Origin of the sequence: Streptomyces bicolor, assembly GCF_000719285.1 — a bacterium.
In the GTDB taxonomy this organism is placed as follows: Bacteria; Actinomycetota; Actinomycetes; order Streptomycetales; family Streptomycetaceae; genus Streptomyces; species Streptomyces bicolor.
The window spans coordinates 120,222-145,380 of the sequence record NZ_JOFS01000005.1 but is presented as its reverse complement, the minus strand read 5'-3'; the positions used below and the strand labels follow the sequence as shown (position 1 = coordinate 145,380).

The following is a 25,159-nucleotide window of genomic DNA, read 5'->3' as shown; positions in this document are numbered from 1 at the left end:
GACATCGGCGCGCCCCCATGGTGACCACGCCGACCCGGCGAGACGCGCCGGTATCTCGCCCAGCACGGTCGGCCACGTTCTCGACAACATGCGTTCCGCGACGCAACTCGGCAACCACACCACGGACACCGTGGCCCCTGCCGGAGCCGGCCCACGAACTGCCGCCCGGCGGCTGCGCGGTCCTGCGCGCCCACTGACCTGGAAAAGGACACCATGGAAAACGAACAGCGGAGCTTGCGCTGGGGTCACGGGGCCCTGCAACTCGACTTCGTCCTCGGCGGGGACGGCAGCGCCCGCCTGACGCATCTGGGACTGCCCGGCGAAGCGGGCAGCGACCCCGGTGCGTCCCTGCCTCTGGTGGAGGTGACGGCCGCGGGTCACGGCCGCGGCTGGTCGGGCAGCCGCCTGACCGGGACCGCTCTCGGCGGGCGGCTGCGCCACCGGAGCCACCGCGCGGCCCGCGACGGCGACTGGCACACCCTGACCGTCCAACTCCACGACCCGGACACCGGTCTGGTCGCGGAGGTGACCTACCGGTCGCCGGACGGCATCCCCGTACTCCGCAGCGAAGTGACCCTGCGCAACGAAGGGCCAACCACGCTGCACCTGGAGTCGGTCAGCTCGCTCGCGGTGGGCTGCCTCACCCCGCCGGACCCGGCCGCCCTCGACGCCGCCGACCTGCTGTGGGCGGACAACGACTGGCTCTCCGAATGCCGCTGGCGGCGACAGCCGATGCGCCAAACCACACCCGACCCGAGCGGACGCGTGAAGTACGGGCACGGCAAGGCCGGCTTCGCCCTGAACGGACAGGGCACCTGGTCCAGTTGCGGACATCTGCCCATGGGCGGCCTGACGGACCGGCACACCGGCCGCACCTGGATGTGGCAGATCGAGCACAACGGCGGCGGCTGGCGCTGGGAGTGCCAAGAGCACGACAACGCTGCCTACGCGGCACTGTTCGGGCCCACCGACACCCACCACGGCTGGCGGCACCCCCTGGAACCCGGCGCCGCCTTCCGCACCGTACCGGCCGCGCTGGCCTGCAGCGCCGACGGCGGCCCCGACGCCGCCTTCGCCGCGCTGACCCGCTACCGCCGCGCCCAGCGCCGCCCGCATCCCGACCACCGGGGTCTGCCGGTCATCTTCAACGACTACATGAACTGCCTGATGGGAGACCCCACCACCGACAAGCTCCTGCCGCTCATCGACGCGGCCGCCGAGGCCGGCGCCGAATACTTCGTCATCGACGCCGGCTGGTACGACGACGGTGACGGCTGGTGGACCAGCGTCGGCGCCTGGGAACCATCCGCCTCACGTTTCCCCGGCGAGAAGGGGATCCATGAGGTGCTGGACCGCATCCGCGAACGCGGCATGGTGCCGGGCCTGTGGCTGGAGCCGGAAGTCATCGGCGTCCACAGCCCCATGGCCAAGTCCCTGCCGGACGAAGCGTTCTTCCGCCGCGACGGCATGCGCGTCACGGAGACCGGCCGGCACCACCTGGACCTGCGCCAGCCGGCCGCCCGCGCCCACCTGGACCAGGTCGTGGACCGCCTGGTCGGCGAGTGGGGCGTCGGCTACCTCAAGCTCGACCACAACATCGACGCCGGGTCCGGAACCAGCGCCAACCCCGGCGAGACACCGGGCGCCGGCCTGCTCGGCCACAACCGCGCCCACCTGGACTGGCTCGACGGCATCCTGGACCGCTACCCGCACCTGGTGGTGGAGAACTGCGCCTCCGGCGGCATGCGCTGGGACCACGCCCTGCTGTCCCGGCTGCAACTGCAGTCCACCAGCGACCAGCAGAACCTCCACCTCTACGCCCCCATCGCGGCCTCCGCACCCACCGCCGTCACCCCCGAACAGGGCGCCGTCTGGGCCTACCCGCAGCCGGAGGACTCCCTCGACGAGGTCGCCTTCACCATGGCGAGCGGCCTCCTCGGCCGCATCCACCTCTCCGGCCGCCTCCCGGAGCTGGGGCTCGAGGCCCGCGCCCTGGTCCACGAGGCGGTCGCCGTGTACAAGGCCATCCGCGCCGACCTGCCGCAGGCCGTGCCGTCCTGGCCACTCGGGCTGCCCGGCTGGGACGACCCCTGGATCGCTCTCGCCCTGCACACCCCCGCCACCGCCTACCTCACCGTGTGGCGCCGTCCGGGCGGTGCGGCCACCACCACCCTCCGGCTGCCTGAACGGGCGGACGGCGGCGGCGCCCGTGTCGAGGTGCTGTACCCCGCCGCATGCCAGGCCGTCGCCGTCTGGAACCCGGACACGGCCGAGCTCACCGTGACCCTGCCCACCGCGCCCTCCGCGGCGCTGCTCCGCATCACCCGCACGGAACCGGACGCTCCCTGAGCGACGTACCTGCCGCCCATCCGACGAAAGGACGACCAGGGTGCCCACCCAGAACCAGCCCGCCCGCGCCGCCAACCCCGTGCTCCCCGGGTTCCATCCCGACCCGAGCATCTGCCGGGTAGGCGACGACTACTACCTCGCCTGCTCCAGCTTCGAGTACTTCCCCGGCGTACCCCTCTTCCACAGCCGTGACCTGGTGCACTGGCGGCAGATCGGCAACGTACTGGACCGGCCGGAGCAGTTGCGCCTGCCGGCCGACATGCCGTCCTCGGGCGGCATCTACGCCCCCACCCTGCGCCATCACGACGGCCGCTTCTGGCTGATCGTCACCAACTGCAGCGAGGGCGGCGGCAACCTGATCGTCACGGCCACCGACCCGGCCGGACCGTGGTCGGATCCCATCTGGGCACCGGGCGTGCCCGGCATCGATCCTGATCTGGCCTGGGACGAGGACGGCACCTGCTGGTGCACGGTCGCCGGGGTGTCGCAGGTCCGCCTCGACGCGTCCAACGGACAGACGTACGGCACACCGCACAGGCTCTGGTCCGGCGGCCCCGGCGCGAAGGCCCCGGAGGCGCCGCACCTGTACCGGATCGGCGACTACTGGTACCTGCTCATCGCCGAGGGCGGCACCGAACGCGGCCACGGCGTGTCGATCGCCCGCGGCCGCACGCCCAATGGCCCGTTCGAGCCCTGCCCGGCCAACCCGATCCTCACCCACCGCGGCACCGACCACCCCGTGCAGAACACCGGGCACGCGGACCTGGTCCAGGCGCCCGACGGCTCCTGGTGGATGGTCTTCCTCGGCGTGCGGCCGCGCGGCGGCACGCCCGGCTGGCATGCGCTCGGCCGGGAGACCTTCCTGGCTCCCGTGGCCTGGGAGGACGGCTGGCCGGTCGTCGGCGAGGTCACCCTGGACCTGTCCACACTCCCCTGGCCCCTCTCCCCCACAACCGCCCCCGGCGAGGAACGACGCGACGACTTCGAACTCAGCGACCTCGGGCCGACCTGGATCTCCGTGCGGGACCGCCCCGCCGAGCTCTGCACCACCAAGGAGCGCCCCGGCTGGCTCACGCTCCGTGCGCGGGGCGGCTCCCTGGACGAGCCCGACGTGGTGTTCACCGGCCGCCGCCAGCAGCACCTCACCTGCCGGGCACGCACCCTGGTCGACCCGGGGCAGGGGCGCGGCGGCCTCGCCGTCCGGCTGGACGAGCGGCACCACTACGCGATCGAGGCGTCCGGGACGAACGTACGGGTGATCGCGCGCGTCGGCTCCCTGCGCACGGTCGTGGCCGAACGCTCCGTACCCGCCGGGCCACTGATCCTCACCGTCACCATCACGGACCCACCGCCTCCGCATGGACCGTGCACCGGACCCGACATCGTCTCCCTCGGCATCGAACAACCCGACGGCACGATCACCGAGCTCGCGGCCCTCGACGGCCGCTATCTGTCGACCGAGGTCGCCGGCGGCTTCACCGGCCGCGTCATCGGCATGTACGCGGCTGAGGGCACCGTCCACTTCGACTGGTTCGACTACGAGCCCCTCGAAGGCTGAACCTGCCGAAGGGCACGACCGACTGCAGTACAAGGGTGACGTGCCGGCCACCATGGAGGCCAGGTACGGCGACGGCAGCAACGCCGGCCGGACCTACTGGACTCCGTACCAGGCCACTCGCCCTGGTTGCCTTTCCCCGGCAACCAGGGCACGCGTTTCGGAAACTCTCCGACTCAACCAGTCTTGTCAGGGACATGCAGGCGCCCTACAGTCCGCCACAGCAGCAATATGGGAGCGCTCCCATCGTCCCATTGAGGGGAAGACGGGAGCGCCCCCGCCCCCTCCGGCCGTACCTCCGAAAAGAGGCCCCGCATGCGACCGTTACCGCACCTTCCCCGCACCGTGCGCGGCACGTTGGGCGCGCTCGTCACGGCGCTCGCCACCGTCGCGGCACTCTTCGCAGCCACGCCCCCGGCCCAGGCCGACACCACGGTCTGCGAACAGTTCGGCTCGACCGTCATCCAGGGGCGATACGTCGTCCAGAACAACCGCTGGGGCACCACCGAGCCCCAGTGCGTCACCGCCACCGGCACCGGCTTCCGGCTCACCCGGGCCGACGGTTCCGTGCCCACGAACGGCGCGCCGAAGTCGTACCCGTCCCTCTTCAACGGCTGCCACTACACCAACTGCTCGCCGGGGACCAACCTCCCCGCGCAGCTCGCCCGCATCTCCAGCGCGCCGAGCAGCATCTCGTACGGCTACGTCGGCGACGCCGTGTACAACGCCTCGTACGACATCTGGCTGGACCCGACGCCCCGCACCGACGGCGTGAACCGGACCGAGATCATGATCTGGTTCAACAAGGTGGGCCCGATCCAGCCCATCGGCTCCCAGGTCGGCACGGCCACCGTCGGCGGACGCACCTGGCAGGTGTGGCAGGGCAGCAACGGCTCCAACGACGTGCTGTCCTTCGTCGCCCCGTCGGCGATCGGCAGCTGGAGCTTCGACGTGATGGACTTCGTCCGGCAGGCCGTAGCCCGCGGACTGGCACAGAGCAGCTGGTACCTGACCAGCGTTCAGGCCGGCTTCGAACCCTGGCAGAACGGCACGGGGCTGACCGTGAACTCGTTCTCGTCGACCGTCAACACCGGTGGTGGACCGGGCGGCCCGGGCGGCGCCACGACCTGCGAGGTGTCGTACACCACGAATGTGTGGCAGGGAGGCTTCACCGCGAACGTCACCGTCGCCAACACCGGTTCGGCACCCGTCGACGGCTGGCGCCTCGCCTTCACCCTGCCTCCCGGCCAGCACATGACCAGCGCCTGGAACGCCTCAGTCTCCCCGTCCTCCGGATCCGTCACCGCGAGCGGCCTGACACACAACGCGAGCATCGCCCCCGGCGGCAGCCAGACCTTCGGGTTCCAGGGCACCTACAACGGCACCTTCGCCGCGCCGGGCGGGTTCAGCCTGAACGGGACCACCTGCAACGCCGACTGAGGTGAAACGTGCCCGCGGCCCGGCAGGGAACTGGCCGCGCACCAGCGTGTGACGCTCGCGCCCGGCGAGATCTCGGGGATCGGCTCGCGGGTGCCGATGCCGGCCTTCGCGTTCTGGGACGTGCGCAGGACGTCAGCGGGTGGCACCGGGCCTCTACGAGATCCTCGTCGGAGCGGCCGGCGACGGCTTGCAGCCCCGTCCTGGTCCACACGAATCTCCCCGGGCGGATGCAGGACGGCGGCGGTCTCACCCCCTGGCTGCGACCCCGCCGTCGAGGCGGGGACGGTTCCTGTTGCCCTGGATGGGCGACGGCGCCCCGCGCGGCCGCCGCCCTGGGAGCCGCTGGGCGGGCTGTGCCTCGTCGAGCGGCGCGCCACCCCGCTCGCGGACGAGCCGGGCCCACTTCGGCAGGCGCGCCGCGGCTGCTGGCGAGCGGGACGCGAAGGCCCCAGCCGCAGGCGCTCCGGCACCTGGCACCCCGAACGCACCGGCCGGAGGGCCGTGGAGCAGGGGCCGATCTAGTCTGGAAGCAGCCGCTGGAAACCAGCCCTGACGGGCACGGCTGTCCGGACGGAGGCGTGGCGCGTGGAGATGGCCGACAAGCAGGACGCGCCCACTGCCGTTGCCGTGGTGGACCCCTACGGCGTGGTGAGCGGCTGGAGCGATGGGGGCCGGCTGCTGCTGGGCTGGACGGCGGAGGACATCGTCGGCCGCGCCGTCACCGAGCTGCTGGTCGATCCCCCGCCATCCGGCTTCCCCAAGGGGTATGGCGCCGGTCCCGACCCCACAGGGTTCATCCCCATGCGCCACCGGGACGGTTCCACGGTGGACGCCGTGGTGACGGCTCAACCGCTGCTCGGCCCCGACGGGCGGGCGCTGGGTCACGTGGTGACCGTCCAGCGCTGGGGACGCCGCCCGGTGATCGCCGACCGGGCCTTCGAGCAGTCTCCCTTCGCGCTGGGCGTCTACGACCCTGAGCTGCGGTTCCTGTGGATCAACGCCTCCTCGGGCCGGGTGATCGCGCACTCGGAGGAGCAAGTGCTCGGTAAGAAGTACCGCGATCTGTTTCCCGAGTTCGACCGCGAGCTGTTTCCCGAAAGGGACGACAAGCCCTACACCGACGCGCTCGCCCAAGTGGCGAGGACGGGCGAGCCCACGCGTCTCATCACCGTCTTCCGCCCGCTCGGCAGCAACTACGCCAACGCCTGGGCCACCAGCATCTGGCCCGTCCGGGATGCAGAGGGCAGGGTCCGCGCGGTCGCCAACTGGGGATTCGACATGAGCGCCGAGTACTGGGCTCGGCAACGCCTGCTCATCCTCAACAAGGCCAGCGGCGGCATCGGCCGGACACTCGACGTGATCGGCACCGCCCAGGAACTGGCCGGCACCCCGGTGCCGGGATTCGCCGACCTCGTCACCGTGGATCTCTTCGACGAGGTGCTGCGCGGAGAGGAACCGCCCTCCGCGCCCGCGTTCACCCCCGGCGAGACGGTCGTGCTCAGCCGTGCCGCCCAGCACAGCGCGAGGGACGACTCCGACCGGGCTCCCGGGCCCACGACGCCGGTCAGCCACGCTCCCGGTTCCGTCGCCGCCCGCTGCATGGCCACCGGCAGGTCCACGGTCGAACTCGCCGCTGAGCCCGGCCAGGGCGGCGAATGGGCCTTCGGGCCCGGGCTCGCCGCCGACCCGGCCCACTGGCCGCCGGACAACCCGGTGATCGACGAGTCCCTTGCCACGGACGGGCTGACCGGCCGGATCACCGTGCCGCTCAGGGCCCGCGGCGCGCTGCTCGGCGTCGTCGCCTTCTCCCGTCTCGACCGCCCCGAGGCCTTCACCGCCGACGACCTGATCCTCGCCGAAGAGCTGACCGCCAAGGCAGCCGTCGCCATCGACAACGCCCGCCGGTACTCGCGCGAGCGCACGACCGCACTGACCCTGCAACGCAGCTTGCTGCCGCAGGGGCTGCCCACGCAGGAGGCGGTCGACGTGGCATCGCGCTATCTGCCCGGCGGGACCGGCGCGGAAGTGGGCGGTGACTGGTTCGACGTCATTCCGCTGTCCGGAGCCCGGGTCGCCCTGGTCGTCGGCGATGTCGTCGGTCACGGCCTGCACGCCTCGGCCAGCATGGGCCGGCTGCGCACGGCGGTCCGCACCCTCGCCGACGTGGACCTGCCACCGGACGAGCTGCTGACCCACCTGGACGACCTGGTCCTCCACCTCGCCAGCGACCTCCAGCCCACCGGCCACTTCCAGCCGACCGGCGAGACCGGGGCCACCTGCCTGTACACCGTCTACGACCCCGTCTCCAGGCGCTTCACGCTGGCGAGCGCCGGCCACCCCCTGCCGCTGATCATCTCCCCGGACGGCACCAGGACACCGGTACCCGCACAGCCGGGACCACCGCTCGGCATCGGTGGGCTGCCTTTCGAGGCCACCGAGCTCGAGCTGCCCGAGGGCAGCCTGCTCGCCCTCTACACCGACGGACTGGTGGAAAGCCGCGAGCGCGACGTCGACCAGCGGATCGCCGAACTGCAGCGAGCGCTGAACCACTCGGCCACCTCACTGGAGGCCCTGTGCGACACGGTGATGGACGCCATGCTCCCCGAACACCGCACCGATGACGCCGCCCTGCTGCTGGCTCGCACTCACGCGCTGGATCCCCATCACGTCGCCGACTGGGACATCGAGTCCGACCCCGCGCAGGTGCCGCGCGCCAGGAAGTTCGCCGTCGACCAGGTGGACGCCTGGGGCCTGGAGGAGGCGGCGTTCGTCACCGAGCTGGTCGTCAGCGAGCTGGTCACCAACGCCATCCGATACGGCGAACCGCCGATCAGGCTGCGGCTGATTCGCGACACCTCCCTGATCTGCGAGGTCTCCGACGCCAGCAACACCGCCCCACATCTGCGCCGGGCCCGCGCCTTCGACGAGGGCGGCCGAGGTCTGTTGCTCGTCGCCCAGCTCACCCAGGGGTGGGGCACCCGGCACACCACCAACGGCAAGACGATCTGGTGCGCGCAGACCCTCCCCGAGCCCGGGCCACGGTGAGATCCGAGCCCGCGGACCGTCGTCTGCCCGGCGGCCGGGCACGGCAGCGGCACTGCATGTCGGTGCGGGAGCCCGCCTCGCGCAGGCCGGCGCCACATCCGGCCGACGAAGCCTGGTCGCTGCGTGGGTACGACGCCAGTCGACGGGTGGGTGGGCCGTGCAGCCGTTCACCGTCGTAGGCCTGGCCCGAGGCCGCGTGCGGGAACCTCAGCCGGCCGTCCGCCGCGCCTCGACGGCGAGGCGGCCGTTGACCAGGGGCGGCCCCGTCGTCCGCTACGGACAGTTCGGCGTGCGGGGAGGGCGAGGGGCTCCCAAGCGCGCCGGGGGCGGCGGGATCGATGGCCCCGGCGTTGTCCGGACGCGGACGCCGGGGAGTCCCCAGTGCTCGATGCGGAGGATCTCTGCGGCGGTGTGCCGTGCCAGACCGCCCGCGCGGACGCTGTAGGACAAGGCGGGTTCCTCTGTTCGACTCGTGGGCCCGGGCAGATGGCCCGGGCAGGCGCAGGAAGTTGTCGGTATCTGTGCGGTTACCTGGAGCAGAGCAGGCGGGGCGGGACCCCCTCAACACCTCGATGATCGAACTTTATCCCGCACTCGCATTCCTCACACTCCTTCTCGAACATCCAATGTCCAGCTCGGCCGCCAGGGCGCCGATCGGACGCCCATCCGGAAGTAGGCAAGGAATGTCTGTCGCAAGGCTAGACAGAAGCAACACACGTACCTGCTAATCCATCCCATGTATCAGTGGAGAGGACCGAATGGGTCCGAGACCTCCCGTGGACCCCGGCCTCCCCGCCGAGCCGCGCTGCCGCCTTGCCCGCCGTCACCGACCCGGGGCGGAGTTCCGACGATCGAACAGGACGCACCACAGTCCGGACCAGTCGAACGCGGATCGAGCAGCCGGGGCCCCTGCCGCCGACCACCTGCGGTTCATCGATGTCGACCGGCTGCTGTACAGCTTCCGCGCCAACCACCGGCTGTCCACCAATGGCGCGGCTGCCACCGGCGGCTGGGACGCGCCGACGGCGGCCGCGCTCTGCAGTGGTCGGACAACGGCACCCCCGACAACCGGTGGCGCATCTTGAGGAACTGAGAACTGGTCGCTCTCCGCCCTTCAGTTTGCTCGACTCTTCGACCATCGTTCGAGATACCGAACGCTGCGCCAGGTCGCAGCGCATCGGTCCGGACAGGCTCCGACGGGGCCGCCCGGAACCGCTCACCCAAGGAATGAGGTCCCCATGCTCAGACGTACTTTCAGCCGCAGGCATCTGCCTGTGGTGCTCGCCGCTCTGGTCGCCTCGGCGGCAACGCTCGTCGCCAACCCGGCTCAGGCGGCCACCAGCGGCGCCTTGCGCGGCACTGGTTCCGGCCGGTGCCTCGATGTGCCGGGCGCCAGCCAGGCCGACGGCACGAACCTGCAGATCTGGGACTGCCACGGCGGGACCAACCAGCAGTGGACACTGACGGACAACAACCAGCTGACCGTGTACGGCAGCAACAAGTGCCTCGATGTTCCGGGCCACGCCAACACGGCCGGGACCCGGCCGGTGATCTGGTCCTGCAACGGCGGTACCAACCAGCAGTGGCGGGTCAACTCCGACGGCACGATCGTCGCCGTGGAGTCCGGGCTGTGCCTGGATGTCAGCGGCGGCGCCACGGCCAACGGCACGGCGGTGCAGCTCTGGAACTGCACCGGCGGCAGCAACCAGAAGTGGACCGGCCTGTCCACGCCGCCGGGCGGCACGTGTGCTCTTCCGTCGACGTACCGGTGGAGCTCGACCGGCGCGCTGGCGCAGCCGGCGAACGGGTGGGCCGCGCTGAAGGACTTCACCACCGTGACGTACAACGGCAAGCACCTCGTCTACGCGACCGCCTCTGACGGATCGAATTGGAAATCGATGGCGTTCAGTCCCTTCACGAACTGGTCGGACATGGCGTCGGCCGGCCAGACCCAGATGAACCAGGGCGCGGTGGCTCCCAAACTGTTCTACTTCGCGCCCAAGAACATCTGGGTGCTGACCTCGAACGGGTGGGGTACCCAATGGCCCTTCGTCTATCGCACCTCCAGCGACCCCACCAACCCCAACGGCTGGTCCGCGGCGCAGCCGCTGTTCACCGGCAGCCTCCCCGACGGCAGCGCGATCGACCCGACCATGATCGCCGACGGCCAGAGCATGCACATGTTCTTCGCCGGTGACAACGGCAAGATCTACCAGTCGACCATGCCGCTCGGGAACTTCCCGGCCAGCTTCGGCTCGTCCTACACGACGATCATGAGCGACACGGTGAAGAACCTGTTCGAGGCGCCGGAGGTCTACACACCGAGTCCAACCCCTTCGCCGGCAAGGCCAACAGCGGCGCCACCTGGACCAACGACATCAGCCACGGCGACCTGGTCCGCACCAACCCCGACCAGACCATGACCATCGACCCCTGCAACCTGCAGTTCCTCTACCAGGGCCTGACCCCCAACGTCCCGCCCGGCACCGACTACATAGACCTGCCGTACCGGCCGGGCCTGCTCACCCTGCAGCGCTGACCCGCGGGCACACGACCAGCAGTTTGTGACCGTGCCTGTCAGGCACGGTCACAAACTGCTTCCGCCTTGTCCCCCAGGAAGGAACCCCCCATGGTCCCCATACACAGACGACTGCTGCGTCTCCTGGCGGCCACCGCGCTGACGCTCAGCGCCTCCGTCACCGCCTCCGCCGGCACGACCGCCGCGGCCGCGCCGGGCAGCCCCGCGCTCACCCCGCCGCTCGGCTGGAACAGCTGGAACAGCTTCGGATGCGGGATCACCGAGGCCCAGGTCCGCCAGGCCGCCGACGCGATGGTGTCCTCGGGCATGCGCGACGCCGGCTACCAGTACGTCGTCGTCGACGACTGCTGGTTCGACCCGCAGCGGGACAGCGCGGGCAACCTGCGGGCCAACCCGACCAAGTTCCCCAGCGGCATGAAGGCGCTCGGGGACTACATCCACAGCAAGGGCCTGAAGTTCGGCATCTACCAGGCGCCCAACGAGAAAACGTGCGCCCAGGGCGTGGGCACCTACCCCGGCTCCACCGGCAGCAAGGGCCACGAGGCCCAGGACGCCAACACGTTCGCCTCATGGGGCGTGGACTACCTCAAGTACGACTGGTGCTCCGGTAACGGCACCCTCACCGAGCAGATCGCACAGTTCACCATCATGCGCGACGCCCTGCGCGCCACCGGCCGGCCGATCGTCTACAGCATCAACCCCAACAGCTTCCACGCCCCCACCGGCGACAAGTACAACTGGGGTGAGGTCGCCGACCTGTGGCGGACGACCGAGGACCTGCTCGACATCTGGCAGAACGGCAACACCAACAGCTACCCGATGGGCGTCGGCAACGTCCTGGACATCACCGCGCCGCTGGCCGCTCAGTCGGGCCCGGGACACTGGAACGACCCCGACATGCTGGTCGTCGGCCGTCCCGGTCTGTCACTGACCGAGTCCCGCTCCCACTTCGCCCTGTGGGCGCTGCTCTCGGCCCCCCTCATGGCCGGCAACGACATCCGCACCATGTCCGCCGACGTGAGCGCGATCCTGCGCAACCCGCGTCTGCTGGCGGTGAACCAGGACTCGCTGGGGGCGGGCGGACGCAGGGTGCGCGACGACGGCAGCACCGAGGTGTTCGCCAAGCCCCTGTCCGACGGATCGGTCGCCGTGGGCCTGTTCAACCGGGGAGACAGCACTGCGACCATCAGCGCCACGGCCGCTCAAGTCGGCCTGTCCGGCGGTCCGTTCACCCTCACCGACCTGTGGACCGGCGGCACGTCGAGCACCTCCGGGCAGATCTCCGCGAGCGTCCCCGCGCACGGTGTCGCCGTGTTCAAGATGACCGGCGGCAGCCCCCTGGCCGCCACCACCGCACGCCTGCGCGGTACCGGGTCCGGCCGCTGCCTGGACGTTGACCGCGCCGCCACCGCGGCCGGGACGACGACGCTGATCTGGGACTGCCACACCGCCGCCAACCAGCTCTGGACCACCTGGGCCGGAGGCGAGATCCGCGTCTACGGCGACAAGTGCCTGGACGCTTCCAACCGGGGCACCACCAACGGCACGCCGGTCATCATCTGGCCCTGCAACGGCCAGGACAACCAGAAGTGGACCAGGCAAGCCGACGGGTCGATCCGCAACGTCCACGCCGGACTGTGCCTCGACGCCAACGAGGCCGGCACCACCAACGGAACCCCGGTCATCCTGTGGACCTGCAACGGCCAGAACAACCAGAAGTGGACCACGCTCCCCTGACTGCCTGATAGGGGTGTCATCCTCCGCGAGGTTCCTCAGCCGTGGCGGGGCCGCGGGCCGTTGTGCCTGCGGCCCCGCTCGGGCGTCGGAGTCAGGACGGGTCGCCGTACTGCAGGCCTCGTCCGTTGGTGCCGACATAGACGCGGCCGTAGGTGTCGGGGTCGCCGGTGATGACGCCGACCCCACCGATGGCGCCCCACTGGTGGGCGTCGTCGTTGACGCGAAGCCAGGTGGCGCCCTTGTCGGTGGAGCGGAACACTCCGGTGACGTCCTTGACGGTGCCGATCAGGTACAGCGCCTGGTAGTTGGTGCCCGGCTTGGCCTTGCCGAAGCCGAGGGCGGAAGCGGACTGCACCGTCTTGAGCGTGGTGAAGGTGCGGCCGCCGTCGGTGGAGTGCAGCAGCCCCTTGCCGTAGCCGGAGATCCACAGGTCCCCGGCGATGCCCGGGACGGCCGTGAGCTTGCCGGAGGGCAAGTTGGTGGCGCGGGCGGTGAAGGTCGCGCCGCCGTCGGTGCTGGCGTAGAGGGTGCCGCCGGACAGTGAGTAGAAGGTCCTGGCCGAGGAACGGTCGGCGACGACCACGGCGTCGTTGCCCAGGCCGCTGACCCTCGACCAGCTCGCCCCCTTGTCGGTCGAGCGGTACGGGGCCTGGCCGGCCTCGGTCCAGACGATGGAGGAGCCGTCCGCCGCGAGCGCGACCTGGCCGTCCCGGGCGTCGGCCACCGGCTCCGCCTTGAAGCCGTTCCAGGTGCGGCCGCCGTCGGTGGAGTAGGCGCCGTCCTGATCGCCGCCGCGGCCGACCCGGACCATCATCGAGGGCTTGGACTGGGCGAAGTCGATGTCGGTGCTGTTGGTCATCATCGGGTTCTTCAGCCGCCCGGAGGGCACCTTGGTCAGGTCGTCGTGCCGGAAGCCGCCCTGGTCGCCCATGGAGGTGATGACGGTGGCGCCGCCGGGCGGGGCGATCGCGTCCAGCAGCGCGGTCTCCTCCAGCCCTCGGGCGCCCATGCTCCAGTGGCTGGTGCCGCCGCTGTCGGAGGCGTTGGCGTCCTTGCTGCGCAGGATGCCGTTGCCGGTGCCGTACAGCACGTGCCCGGAGTTGAAGGGATCGATGGCCAGGGCGGTCATCCAGTGCCCGGTGTGGGTGCCGACGTAAGGAGCGGCGGAGGCGCTGCGCACCGACTTGTCGGCCAGGGCCTTCCAGGTCGTGCCGCCGTCGGTGCTGCGGTAGATCTCGTCCTCCGGCCACCAGCGGCCGAGGGTGGTGACCATCACCGTGGAGGGCTTGCGCGGGTCGACGGCCAGACCGGAGAACCCGTAGTTGCCCTGGGACGGGGAGACGTCCTTCCACGCCCCGCTGGACGGCGTGTACTTCCACACCGAGCCCCCCGTCACGCCGTTGGGTCCGAGGGCGTTGGTGTACGTCAGGTACAGCGAGCCGTCACCGGAGAGCACGCCGTGCTGCGGCATCTGGCCGGTGGGCTGCCCGGAGACGGCCTGCCAGGTGCTGCCGCCGTCGGTGGAGCGGTACAGGGAGGTGGACTTGTCGCCGACACCGACGTAGATCGTCTTGCTGCCGGCCGGGCCGTACGTCACGAAGGAGATGCCCGCGCCGCTGCCCGCCCCGTCCTTGACCGGGAACGAGGAGACCTGACGCCATGTCACGCCGTAGTCGGTGCTGCGCCACAGGCCGTTCTTGCGGCTGCCCAGCAGCAGGTTGCGATTGTCCGCGGGGTCGATCACGAGGCGTTCGCCCGCGCCGCGGCCGTCCTCGTTGCCGCCCACCTTGAACGGCAGATCGGTGCGCTTGAAGGTGCGGCCCCGGTCGGTGGAGCGCAGGATGGCGCCGTTGCCCGCCCAGTCGTTGGTGTACGTGCCCGCCATGAGGTAGAGCCGCTTGGGGTCGACGGGGTCGGTGGCCACCGAATCGATGCCCAGCAGGTTCCAGTCCTTCTCGCCGACCCAGTCGGTCAGCGGGATCCACTGCTCGGCCGCGGTGTCCCAGCGGTAGGCGCCGCCCATGTCGGTGCGCGCGTACAGCAGGCCCTTCTCGCGCGGGTTGAACACCAGCCCGGTGACGTAACCGCCGCCCACCACCTGGGCGTTCTTCCACCTGTACGGTCCAGCCGCGGCCGTGGTCTGCGCCGTGCCCGCCCCGGCCGCCCGGGCGTCGGCCGTCTTCACCAGCTTCCACTGCTGGTTGGTGCTGCCCTTGCCGGGATACTGGACGACTGCCGCGCCCTGGGCCGTGGAACCTCCCAGGACATCGAGGACCTGGCCGCTCTTGCGGGAGGTGAGGGTGACGGCGTCGGAGCCGCTCACCTCATCGATCCGCCACTCCTGGGAAGTGGAGGAGCTGTCGGTCTGCTGCTCGGCGGCAGCACCCTGGGCGGTCGAATTGCCCGCTATGCCCAGCACTTTGCCGCTGTTGCGGTTCACCAGCTCGTAGTAGCCGTCCCCGGCGGGCTTCAGCCTCCACTGCTGGTTGGCGGTGTTCTGGTCGGTCCACTGCTGGATACGGGTGCCGTCGGCGGTGGAGAAGCCGTTGACGTCCAGCGCCTTTCCGCTGCGCACGGAAACCAGCCGGTAGTAGGCATCGCCGTCGATCGTCGCGGCCTGCGAGTCCTCCTGTGCGAACAGGAGATAGGGCACGACGGCGGCGGGTACGCCGAGCAGCACAGCGGTGGCGGTCCAGCGACGGCGGTGACGCCCGCGGCGCCCGCCGTTCGTGGGGTGGTTCATGGGGAGGCGTTCTCCTTGCATGCTGTTCAACAGTGGAACGGATCCCGACCACCGGAACTGGCCGGATCCACTTCCTTGTCGTCACAGACCACGCACAGGTTGCCGCGAGCCGGGAACTTTTTTCAGGTCACCTCGTGGACCTCTTCCGCAGCGAGGGGTGGTTCGGATCGTGTTTGCCGGAGCCGCCGTGCGTGGTGGCGCAACGCAAACTCTGGTTGGCCGTCGGCCGCTGCATGGGCGCTGAGCTGATGGACAGCGACAATTCCGGCTCAAGGCAATCCTTGTCGGCCGGTTCGGAGGACGCCGAGTTGCCGTGATCAGGCGTGGCCGAGGCACGGAGGTGTCGAGGCGCAGCCCCGCTGGTCGACTCCGTGGCCGAGCCGAGCAGGCCGCCCGCGACACCACGAGCGGCCTGCGACTCAAGTTCGCTTCACTGACTACCCGTCAGCTCTCCTCGCCCGTACGGCGTCTGCGCGCGAAGTAGATCGCGGCGGTGCCGGCAGCCACGACGGCGAGACCGGCCCCCGCGAGGACGGGAGTGCTGCTCGACGCGCCGGTCTCGGCGAGATCTCCGTTCGTGGCCGGGTCGTTCGGCCCCGTGCCCGTGCCGGGCGCCGATGTGGCCGACCCGCTTGGGGCCGGGGACTCCCCCGCTTCGGGCGTGGCCGACTCGCTGGGTGCCGGGGGCTCGCCGTCACCGGGCGCGGCACTGTCGGCGAGCACCGCCGCGAAGGCGCCTGCGATCACCTTGTGGCCGTCGACGTTGGGGTGCGGGTCCTTCTTCGTGCACGCCCAGGTCAGCTGGCAGATCTTGGCCACGTTCGCCGGCACCTCGCCCGCGCCGGGCACGTTCACCTGGGTGGTGAAGTCGTCCGAGGAGAAGGCAGCGGCCACGTCCGCCACCTTGAAGCCGGTGGATTTGTACACCTGGGTGATCCCCGTGTTGGTGGCCTTGACCAGGGGCGCCGACTCCTTGGCGGCCTGCTGCCCCGCGGCGCCCTGCAACCAGGCCCCCAGGAACGGGTTGTAGTACGTCGAGCCCACGAACTGAGTGCCCTTCGCGCCCGCCTTGCGGAGCGCGCCCGCGATCTGGGCGAGGTTCTTCGCCATGGTCTGGCTCCGGCCGTTCAGGCATGCCCCATCGAGGGTGCCGGCCGGGCTGACGCAATTCAGGAGGATGTCGTTCGCGCCCACACTGAGGGTCACGTAGGCGACCTTGCCCTGGTGCTGGGCCATGGCCTTCAGGGCGGCGTCCAGCTGGGACTTGGCGTTCGGGTAGTCGCACTTGCCGCCGTTGATCAGAGAGTCGGTGGTCTCAGCGGTGCAGCCGAGGCGTATGTGCTCCAGCCCGGGGGTGCGCTGCTTGAGCTGTGCGTAGAGCTGGTCGGTGTAGGCGACGTCGGTGTCCTTGTCGACGTCCGGCTGGTAGCCGGTGGTCAGGGAGTCGCCGAGCGAGATGTAGTACGTGGCGTCCTTGCCGCCGGCAGCCTCGTCGGCGGTGGCCAGTCCGGGCGTGCTCAGCACGATCGTCATGGCGGAGACGGCCAGCCGGGGGCCGAAACGCTGAAGGGATCTCATCACTTACGTGCGCTTTCTGATGTGTTGGGGGGCGGTGCCGAAAGGCGTGGCTGGCAGCAGCAAGACTCAGCCGTTACGGTTTTCGGGCATCCAAGGAAAGCCTTGGTGAAGGCTTGGGGGGATTCCGCCTCTGTGAAACCGCGAGACTTACCTGACTTTGTCTCGGAGGCGAGAACCTCAACCTAGCAAGGGTGACATCGGCTTGGAACGGGAAGCCGGATAAAGGAACGATCACAAAGGCACGTGCATTCGTCAGAAAGGCTCGGTCGGCCGGGAGTTGGTTACCGGACTCGTTCGTAGCCATTCGCTGAGTGATCCACTGAGTTGGTGAATTCCCCGCGCGGCAGCCCGCCCACCTGTTGAGCCTAGTAGTTGGCCTGGTGTTCGACCGGCCGAATGGCGCCGGTCGCAGAATGCAGACGCTGGAAGTTCAACCGGGCAACCTACTCCTGGGAGTTGGACGGCACACGGCAGACCTGCTCGACCCCGAACACCTAATTGAACTCGTCGATGAACGCTGCGAGCGCTTTAACAGCCGGGCGGACCCACGCGGTGGCAGATCGTGAACTGTCCAGGGGGCCTCCTCGGTTCGGGGCAGGCACGGAAGGCGGGCAGGCGGCTTCCGGGGTGGCTGCCCCGACTGCGCCGCCTGGCCAAACCCGTCATCGCCGTGGGCACCATGTCCCTGACCGCCTACGTCGGCCACTTCGTCGCACAGTCCGTGCTGTCCACGCCCGCCGGGACCGTCACCCAGCAGTCATGGGTACCGCTGCCGCGATGAATCGAGCCGTGGGTAGCGCAACGGCGGACACGGGGCGCCGGCAGGGTGGCGGCGGCCGCCCGGCCGGTGGCCATGCGGGAGAGCGTCGGTGCCGGCGCGGCGAGTGCCGTGGCATGAAGTTCCTCGTCTCCGGGGCCGCCGGACGCAGCCGTGGCAGCCCGTCAGGGCGAGAGAAGGCCGCGCCGTCGTGGATGGGCTCCGCGACGGCACGGCCGGGGGGGTCGGACAGGTCAGGTCCAGGGGCTGACCAAGGTGAAGGAGCTGTCGGCTCGGAAGGTGTCGGTGTTCTGGTAGAGGTCCACGCGCAGCGCGTAGTTGTAGTGGCGCAGGTAGCGGCCGGGGTAGTTGTACGACTCCAGGCGGACGGAACCGGAGGCGGTGCCCGGGCGGGCGCAGTAGGTGGCGTCCTTCTTGAAGGTGTCGGTGCCGTTGCTGCTGTCGAAGCGGACCCGGAAGTCCCAGTGGCGCAGGTAGCGGCCCGAGGAGTCGCGGAAGGAGTAGCAGTTGGCGTCGGCGAGGCCGGGCATGACGGTGAAGGTGGCGCTCTGCTTGACGGCGGTGCTGCTGGAGGCGCTCACCGGGTCGAGGTAGCCGAGGCTGTCGGAGCGCACCACGGCATACCGGCCCGGGAAGTTGACCGACTGCAGCGACCTGGTGGTGTTGGTGGACAGGGTGACGCCGCCGGAGACCGTCTCCTTCAGCACGGTGGCGTGGCGTATGAAACCGGTCAGCCCGGGCACCTCGGTGGGGGTGGACCAGGTGGCGAAGTTGTCGTAGCTGTCGCTGTACCAGTACTTCCCGGCGCGGTAGCCGTCGTAGTAGATGCGCCAGCCGCCGTTGTCGAGCTGGACCAGCGCCGGGCCCTCGACCCAGTCGCCGAATCCGGCCCAGTCGCCCGTCTTCCGCATGGTGTAGGGGCCGGTGAGGCTGGAGGCGGTGGCGTACTCGATGTACTTCGTCGTCTCGTTCTTGGTGAACGCGTGATAGGTGGAGCCGATCTTGACGAGGAAGGTGTCGATGTAGTTCGGGCCGATGCCGGACAGCTGGATGGGGGTGGACCAGGTGGTCAGCGCGGAGTTGGTCGCCGTGATCTTGTAGGCGGTGAAGTGGGTGGCGGTGCTCGCCGCCGTCAGGGACACGATGATGTTGACGCTGCCGTCGGTGTCGATGAACCACTCGGGCGCCCAGGTGCGGGTCAGCCCGCTGATCGGGATCGTGTAGTTGTACAGGAACGTCCAGTTCACCCGGTCGGTGCTCCGGGCGAAACCGATCGTGTTCCCGGTCCAGTTGGTGGTGTAAGTGAGGTAGTAGAAGCCGTCGGTGTGCTTGAAGATGCTGGGGTCCCGGATCAGACCGGACGGCGGGGTGTAGGCGGGGCCCTTCCGCAGGGTGAATCCGGTGGCGTCCGGCGAGTCGTACACATACATGTTCGACTCACTGCTGTTGGTGAACGCGGTCATCGTGTACCGCGTGGCCTGCCCGGTCGGCGGGGCGGCGGCGGCCGCGGTGCCCTGAAGGGCGGGGACACCCAGCAGGACCAGCAGCAGCGGGCCCAGCAGGGCGAGCAGCGTTCTTGCGGTTCTGTTCAACTCTTCCTCCGGGCCGGGCATCACGAGACGGTGAACAGCTGATGGTCGGCGCCGTCGAACGGGCGTTGCTCCAACTGGTCGCCCTGGGCGCTGCCCGCGGTGAGGTACAGACCGCTGTGGCGGTTGAGGAGCCGGATACGGCCGTTGCCCGCGTCCTCCGCCAGCCATTCGTCGTTGGTGTTCGCGTTGGCTTCGTACGAGTACTGAACGGCCTTCGCGCCCGCGTCGCGGGAGGCCCACCGGATGACGACGTCCTTGCCGCTCTCCTGGTTGACGATCCGCGTGTATCCGTCGCCGAGGGGCACGAACGCGAAGCGCTGGTTGGTGCCGCCGGTGCTGGGCCAGCGGATGATCGCGGCGTCGTTCGCGAGGCTTCTGCTCTTCACGTCGAGTGCGTGGCTGCTGCCGGCGATGGTCACCGTGCGGTTCCCGGTCGGGATGACCGGGACCTTGGTCAGCCTGACCACATGGCCGCCGCCCGCGACCGCCGGGACGCTCAGTGTGTCACCGGCCCGGATGACCTTGCTGGTGCGGGTCAGGCCGTTGGACCCGTCGGTGGTGATCTCCGCGTGCCAGGTTCCGGAGCCGAGGAACGTGGTCGGGTAGCTGATGGTGGTCGCGCCGCCGCGCCTGAAGGCCCCGACGAACCACCGGTCGCCGTCGCGGCGAGCGATGACCCCTCCGGTGAGCGGGTCGCCCGAGACGTACTTCGTCTCGTCCCACGCGGTCGGCAGCATGCGCATCCACCGCTGCGCCTCGGGCCGGGCCTCGTAGTCCTCGATGCGGCTGCCGGGCAGCATGATCCCGCTGTCCAGGAGTACGCCGAGGGCGAGTTCGGCGGCATCGCTGTTCGGGTTGCGCTGCTGGAAGCTCATCGGCGAGTAGTCGGCCGGGCCCAGCAGGCCGCGAGTGAACGGGAGCGCGGCCACGTGCCCGATGTCCCGGCCGCCGGGGTATTCCTCGCCCCGGACGGCCTCGTTGGTCAGCACGTGCGGCCAGGTGCGGTGGACACCGACGGACAGACGCGAGCCGTGCAGGTCGACCATCAGCTTGTGCCGGGCGGTGTCGGCCAGGGCCGCGTCGTACCACTGCTGACGGGCCTGGGTCTCGGAACCCATGAAGTCCATCTTGACGCCGACGACACCCCACCCGGTGATCTTGGTGAACTGGGCTTCCCGCTCGGCGGCGGTGTCCAGGTCCTGCCAGTGGTACCAGAGCATGATCCGCACGCCGCGCTCCCGAGCGTAGGTCACGAGCTCGGGAATGATCGCCTCGTTGGCCTTCCACCCGTCGTCCACCAGGAGATAGGGCCAGCCCTGGGAGGAGGCGTAGTCGGCCCACTTCTTGAGCTTGGTCAGGTCGCGCTGGGTGTCCCACATACCGTCCAGCCACGGCCATGCGGCGACGCCCGGCTTGATCCACGAGGTGTCGGAGATCTTCGACGCGGGCGCGACGTCGTCGACCAGCGTGGACTCCACGACCGTCGCCGTGCTGCCGATGGCGGCGGTGCGCCACGCTGTGGTGAACGCGCCGGATCGCACGATCTGCGCGTCGGCCAGCGCGACGGCGAACCGGCCGGTGCCCTGGGTGTGGGTGAACCGGCCACCCGAATAGCCACCGTCCACACCGGACTCGGCGAGCAGCACCCGCGCACCGTTGGTCTGCTGGGCCAACATGCCCATGTCGTAGGAGCCCGTCGGGGCGTCGGCGACCGTAGAGGTCACATATCCCTTCTCGTGGTCGGGAGTGAACTCCTGCCGGGACAGCTGGGCGTCGGCCGGCAGCTCGAAAGAGGTCGCCTCGCGCAGCACCGTCGCACCCGACGGCAGCTCGTAGCGCAGCGCCATACCATCCGCGGACGTGCGGACGTGCACGGTCATCTGCGCGGAGCCCTTCGCGAACACCAGCCTCGTCTCGGTCGCAGTCCGCGTGCGGACGCGGGACTTCCCCGCTTTGACCTCGTACTTGTACGAGATGGGCGTATCCGTGCGACTGACGAAGTCCAGTCCGGTGGTGAAGTCGGCCTGGCTGGTCACCAGGCCGATCGGAGCGGGTATCAGGGCTTGGCGGCAGTTCCAGGTCGCGCCGAGCGAGAGGGCGCCGTTCGCGTTCAGCGCCACGGTGGCGCGCACGCCGTCACAGCCGGTCTGTGCGACACCGGGCTGGACCGAGGTCCAGCTCCCCGGCGTGGCGGCGGATGCGGGCACCGCGGTGACCGAGCCTGTGACCGCGAGGACGGCGGTGGCTGTACCGGCGACTCGAATCCCGCTTCGTTGGAGGAGCCTCATGTGGCCTTCCGGGTGGTTGGGGGTGTCTGCCTTCGACTGGATGTAGTGGCGAGCGAGGGAATCGATCAGGCCCAGGGGCTCACCGCAGTGAAGGAACTGTCGGCGCGGAAGGTGGCGTTGTCCTGGTAGCGGTCGATGCGCAGCTCGTAGAAGGAGTGGCGCAGGTAGTGGTTCGGGTAGTTGTACGACTCCAGGCTGACCGAGCCGGTGGTGGGGCCCGGACGCGCGCAGTACGTGGCGTCCTTGTTGAAGAGCGTCGTGCCGTTGCTCGCGTCGGCGCGGATCCGGAGGTCCTTGTGGCGCAGGTAGCGGCCGGACGCGTCACGGAACGAGTAGCACTTGGAGTCGGCCAGGCCCGGGACGATGGTGAAGGTGGCGCTCTGCTTGACCGCCGTTGTGCTGGAGGACGTCACCGGGTCGAGGTAGCCGCGGCCGTCCGAGCGCACGACGGCGTAGCGGCCGGGGAAGTTGACCGATCGGAGCGAGCGGGTGGTGTCGGTCGGCAGGGCGGTGCCGGCGGTGATCGGGTCGATGCTGCTCAGGGTGGGGACGACCTTCTTGATCAGGCCGTCCGAGGTGAACTCCAGGTGGTCGATGGTGGTTTCGCGGTGGGTGCCGTCACCGTCGGGGATGGCGAAGCGGTGGTAGGCGATGTACCAGTCGTCGGTGTTCGGGATCTGGACGACGGAGTGGTGGCCGGTGCCCTTGATGCCGAGTGAGAGGTCCTTCTCCAGGATCACGCCCCGCTTGGTCCAGGGGCCGGTGGGCGAGGGGCCGGTGGCGTAGGCGACGCGGTAGTTCTCGTCGCGGGTGTCGTTCTCCGACCACATGAAGTAGTAAGTGCCCTTGCGCTTGATGACGAAGGTGCCCTCGTTGTAGCCGACGGGGGTGATGTCGCGGACCTTCGAGGCGTCGAAGGAGATCATGTCGTCGTTCAGCGGCACCACGCGGGCGCGGCCTTGGCCCCAGTAGAGGTAGGACTGGCCGTCGTCGTCCGTGAAGACCGCCGGGTCGATCATCTGGCCCGTGTACGCGCCGCGGGCGATCAGCGGCTTGCCCAGGGGGTCCTTGAAGGGGCCGGTGGGCGAGTCGGAGACCGCGACTCCGATGTTCGTGTCGGCGGAGTAGTAGAAGTAGTACTTGCCGTTCTTCGCCTCGATCGCCGGGGCCCATGCCCTGATGTCGGCCCAGCTGACGTCGGGCCCCAGGTCGAGGATGACGCCGTGGTCCTTCCAGTTGACCAGGTCCTTGGAGGAGTACGCCTTGAACTGCGTGCCGCTCCAGCCCGGGAAGCCGTCGGTCGTCGGGTACATGTAGTAGGTGTCGCCGAAGCGGATGATGTTCGGGTCGGCGGTGAGCCCTGGCAGGACCGGGCTCTGAGCAGCCTGGGCGGGTACGGCAGGGCCGGCAAGGCCCAACAGGAGCGAGGCGGCGGCCGCGGCGGCCAGAGCGCCCGGCCGGAATCGGCGGCGGCCGGGAGGTCTCACGCTGTGCATGGATTCACATCCCTGAAGAAGACATGGCTGTGGCAGGGCGCGCGACGTGGAGGGGAAGCCGACGCCTGCTCCGCTGGTCGGGCGGTTGGCGGGTGAGGGGTCGCCCTGCGGGCGCCGGCATCCCTGTCGATGTCGGGTCAGTTCGTCACGCGGAAGGTGGCGTCGCTACGTCCTGTCGCGGTGCTGATCGGGTCGAGGCGGAGTTGGTACCCGAAGTGCCGGATATAGCGGTCCGGGTGGTTGTACGACTGGAACGACGACCAACTGGAATCGGCGAGCCCGGCGAGCTGCCGGAACGTGGCATCCGCGGCGAACTGGGCGGTGCCGTCGTTGTGGACCAGCTGGAAGTCGTAGTTGGAGTGCCGCAGGAAGTACCCGGGGTGGTTCACCGACTCGAAGGAGACGGTGCCGGAGCCCGCCAGGCCAGGCCTGAGCCGGAACTTGGCGTCCTCACTGGTGATGTTCTGGTCGATGCGCACGTCGAAGTCGGCGTGCCGCACGTACCGGTCCTGGAAGTTGAACGACTGGAGCCGCTTGGCCGGGGTGTTGGGCCAGCGGTCGAGGACGCGGGCCTCCTCGGCGGCCGTCAGGGGCAGGATCGAACCGTGGCGCTTCTTGGTGCCGCCCATGTTGTAGCTTCCCGACGCCGGGAGCTTGTAGCTGCCGGGGTTTGACGGGTTGGTCGTGGTGACCGGCATGTACCCGCCGCGGGAGGCGTACTGGTCGAGGTACAGGGTCCACTCGTTGCGGTCCCGGAACTTCATCCACATCGGGCCCTCGACCATGGCACCGGTCAGACCGATGCCGGAGAGGTTGCCGAGGTTGGTCCACGTCCCCAGGATCGAGTTGCTGCCTTCGAGGGTGATCTGGCCGTCACCGGAGGCCCGCACATAGCGGTAGTTACCTACTCCGGAGGGCACCTCGACGATCTGGGTGTCGATGAGTTCCTGGGTGCCGGGGCGGTCGATGTAGATCTGCGGGGTGGTTATGGTGCGGAAGTCGCTGGTGCGGGCGTAGAAGATGCGGTGCTTCGTCTTGCCGTCGAGGGGCACGTTCGTCGCCCAGTACAGGACGTAGTCGTTGGTCTCGGGGTTCCAGATCGCCTCCGGCGCCCAGACATTGCGCCCGTCGGGGATCTTGCCGGCGACGTTGAGCAGCCACGGCTTCGACCAGGTGACCAGGTCCGTCGACTCCCACACCACGATGCTGCGGCTGCCGTTGTTGATGGAGCCGTCCACGGTCGACCCGCAGCCCCAGCACAGGTCGGTCGCGATGATCCAGTACTTGCTGCCGTCGGGGGATCTCACCAGTGCGGGGTCGCGCACCCCCTTCGTGCCGACCGTGGAACGCAGGACCATGCCGCCGCCGTTGAGGTCGTTCCAGTGCAGGCCGTCCGCGCTGTGCGCGAGGTACATCTGCTGGTTGGTCGCCCCCTCCCCGGTGAAGTGCACCATCAGGTAGCCCGGGCCGGCAGCGGCCGCCCGGTCCGGTGTGATCAAGGCTTGGGATGTGAGGAGCAGGCATACGGCGAGCAATATCGCCGACAGCCGGGCGCGAAGCGCGGACATCCACGTCTCCTGTCGTTCTGCGAAGGCCGTCACTGGGCGAAAAGTGCCCAAGTCGGGGTGGCCCGGGGGGAGTTCGGTCTCGGTGTTGGCGGGACAGGACCGGCTCGGAAGAGGGCCGACGGGATCCGGCGAGCGGTGTGTCTCCCGTGTGCGGCGCACTTCGCCGTGGTGAGCGCGCGAGGGCGCGGTGCGGCGAGACGTCTGTGCCTCTTTCGGCTCCTGCGAGGCGGCTCCTCGCCGGAGCCGCTGCGGCGTCCTGTTCTCGTACGGCTCCTGTTTCTGTCTTGTCCAAGCCCAACGCCCTTCGGCGTACGGCGAAGTCAGCGGCTGTCGACCCGGTCTCCGCCTCCAGGTCCTGACCGCTGCTGCGCCGTGCGGTGTGCCTCCCAGTGCTCGATGGAAGGAAGCCCCCGTAGCCGACTCCTGGTCCACCGAAGTGAGTTGTTCGATA

Annotated in this window: 12 protein-coding genes and 4 pseudogenes; 9 read left to right on the top strand and 7 right to left on the bottom strand. The window is 69.7% G+C overall.

What is annotated here, in order from left to right; translation table 11 throughout:
* Positions 1-213 precede the first annotated feature (213 nt).
* From IF78_RS0106845 to IF78_RS0106820, 7 genes and pseudogenes are all read left to right on the top strand, one after another.
* Entirely contained in the window at positions 214-2,349 is a 2,136-nt protein-coding gene (locus IF78_RS0106845) for an alpha-galactosidase (protein ID WP_031484147.1), read from the top strand.
* 40 nt (positions 2,350-2,389) lie between these two features.
* Positions 2,390-3,907 carry a glycoside hydrolase family 43 protein gene (locus tag IF78_RS0106840; RefSeq protein ID WP_031484145.1) on the top strand — a complete coding sequence of 506 codons (1,518 nt, stop codon included), beginning with the start codon at positions 2,390-2,392 and terminating at the stop codon, positions 3,905-3,907.
* Positions 3,855-4,010 (top strand): annotated as a pseudogene (locus IF78_RS50795) (hypothetical protein); the annotation flags it as partial. The gene IF78_RS0106840 and the pseudogene IF78_RS50795, both read left to right, overlap by 53 nt.
* 209 nt (positions 4,011-4,219) lie before the next feature.
* Entirely contained in the window at positions 4,220-5,344 is a 1,125-nt protein-coding gene (locus tag IF78_RS0106835) for a glycoside hydrolase family 12 protein (protein ID WP_031484143.1), read from the top strand.
* Between the two features lie 591 nt (positions 5,345-5,935).
* Positions 5,936-8,389, top strand: a complete 2,454-nt coding sequence (locus IF78_RS0106830) for a SpoIIE family protein phosphatase (RefSeq protein WP_037639934.1) — start codon at positions 5,936-5,938, stop codon at positions 8,387-8,389.
* Positions 8,390-9,627: 1,238 nt separating this feature from the next.
* Positions 9,628-10,928 (top strand): annotated as a pseudogene (locus tag IF78_RS43370) (non-reducing end alpha-L-arabinofuranosidase family hydrolase).
* Between the two features lie 90 nt (positions 10,929-11,018).
* On the top strand, positions 11,019-12,665 hold the full coding sequence (locus IF78_RS0106820; protein WP_031484139.1) for a glycoside hydrolase family 27 protein: 1,647 nt from the start codon (positions 11,019-11,021) through the stop codon (positions 12,663-12,665).
* Between the two features lie 91 nt (positions 12,666-12,756).
* Here IF78_RS0106820 and IF78_RS0106815 read toward each other — a convergent pair whose 3' ends face one another.
* Positions 12,757-15,408: an RICIN domain-containing protein gene (locus tag IF78_RS0106815; RefSeq protein WP_031484136.1), complete on the bottom strand. Its 2,652-nt coding sequence runs from the start codon at positions 15,406-15,408 to the stop codon at positions 12,757-12,759.
* A 32-nt stretch (positions 15,409-15,440) separates the two neighbouring features.
* Between IF78_RS0106815 and IF78_RS0106810 the strand changes: the two genes are divergently transcribed.
* Positions 15,441-15,725, top strand: a complete 285-nt coding sequence (locus IF78_RS0106810; protein ID WP_031484134.1) for a hypothetical protein — start codon at positions 15,441-15,443, stop codon at positions 15,723-15,725.
* 127 nt (positions 15,726-15,852) lie between these two features.
* Here IF78_RS0106810 and IF78_RS0106805 read toward each other — a convergent pair whose 3' ends face one another.
* Positions 15,853-16,941, bottom strand: coding sequence for an SGNH/GDSL hydrolase family protein (locus IF78_RS0106805; protein WP_031484133.1), 1,089 nt, complete (start codon positions 16,939-16,941; stop codon positions 15,853-15,855).
* A gap of 676 nt (positions 16,942-17,617) precedes the next feature.
* Here IF78_RS0106805 and IF78_RS50790 point away from each other — a divergent pair.
* A pseudogene (locus tag IF78_RS50790) lies at positions 17,618-17,758 on the top strand (DUF418 domain-containing protein); the annotation flags it as partial.
* 239 nt (positions 17,759-17,997) lie between these two features.
* On the opposite strand, the gene IF78_RS0106795 reads toward IF78_RS50790, so the two are convergent.
* The 5 genes and pseudogenes from IF78_RS0106795 to IF78_RS0106780 form a co-directional block, all read right to left on the bottom strand.
* The gene (locus tag IF78_RS0106795) at positions 17,998-19,377 is read right to left on the bottom strand and encodes a glycoside hydrolase family 43 protein (protein ID WP_234439865.1); all 1,380 of its coding nucleotides are present in this window, start codon (positions 19,375-19,377) and stop codon (positions 17,998-18,000) included.
* Positions 19,377-21,563, bottom strand: coding sequence for a glycoside hydrolase family 97 protein (locus tag IF78_RS0106790; RefSeq protein ID WP_244889791.1), 2,187 nt, complete (start codon positions 21,561-21,563; stop codon positions 19,377-19,379). The genes IF78_RS0106795 and IF78_RS0106790 overlap by 1 nt, the downstream gene beginning before the upstream one ends.
* Before the next feature lie 146 nt (positions 21,564-21,709).
* Positions 21,710-22,090, bottom strand: coding sequence for an AbfB domain-containing protein (locus IF78_RS49460; RefSeq protein ID WP_234439868.1), 381 nt, complete (start codon positions 22,088-22,090; stop codon positions 21,710-21,712).
* A gap of 69 nt (positions 22,091-22,159) precedes the next feature.
* A pseudogene (locus tag IF78_RS49455) lies at positions 22,160-23,026 on the bottom strand (family 43 glycosylhydrolase); the annotation flags it as partial.
* A 251-nt stretch (positions 23,027-23,277) separates the two neighbouring features.
* On the bottom strand, positions 23,278-24,708 hold the full coding sequence (locus IF78_RS0106780; RefSeq protein ID WP_031484122.1) for a glycoside hydrolase family 43 protein: 1,431 nt from the start codon (positions 24,706-24,708) through the stop codon (positions 23,278-23,280).
* Between the last annotated feature and the right edge of the window lie 451 nt (positions 24,709-25,159).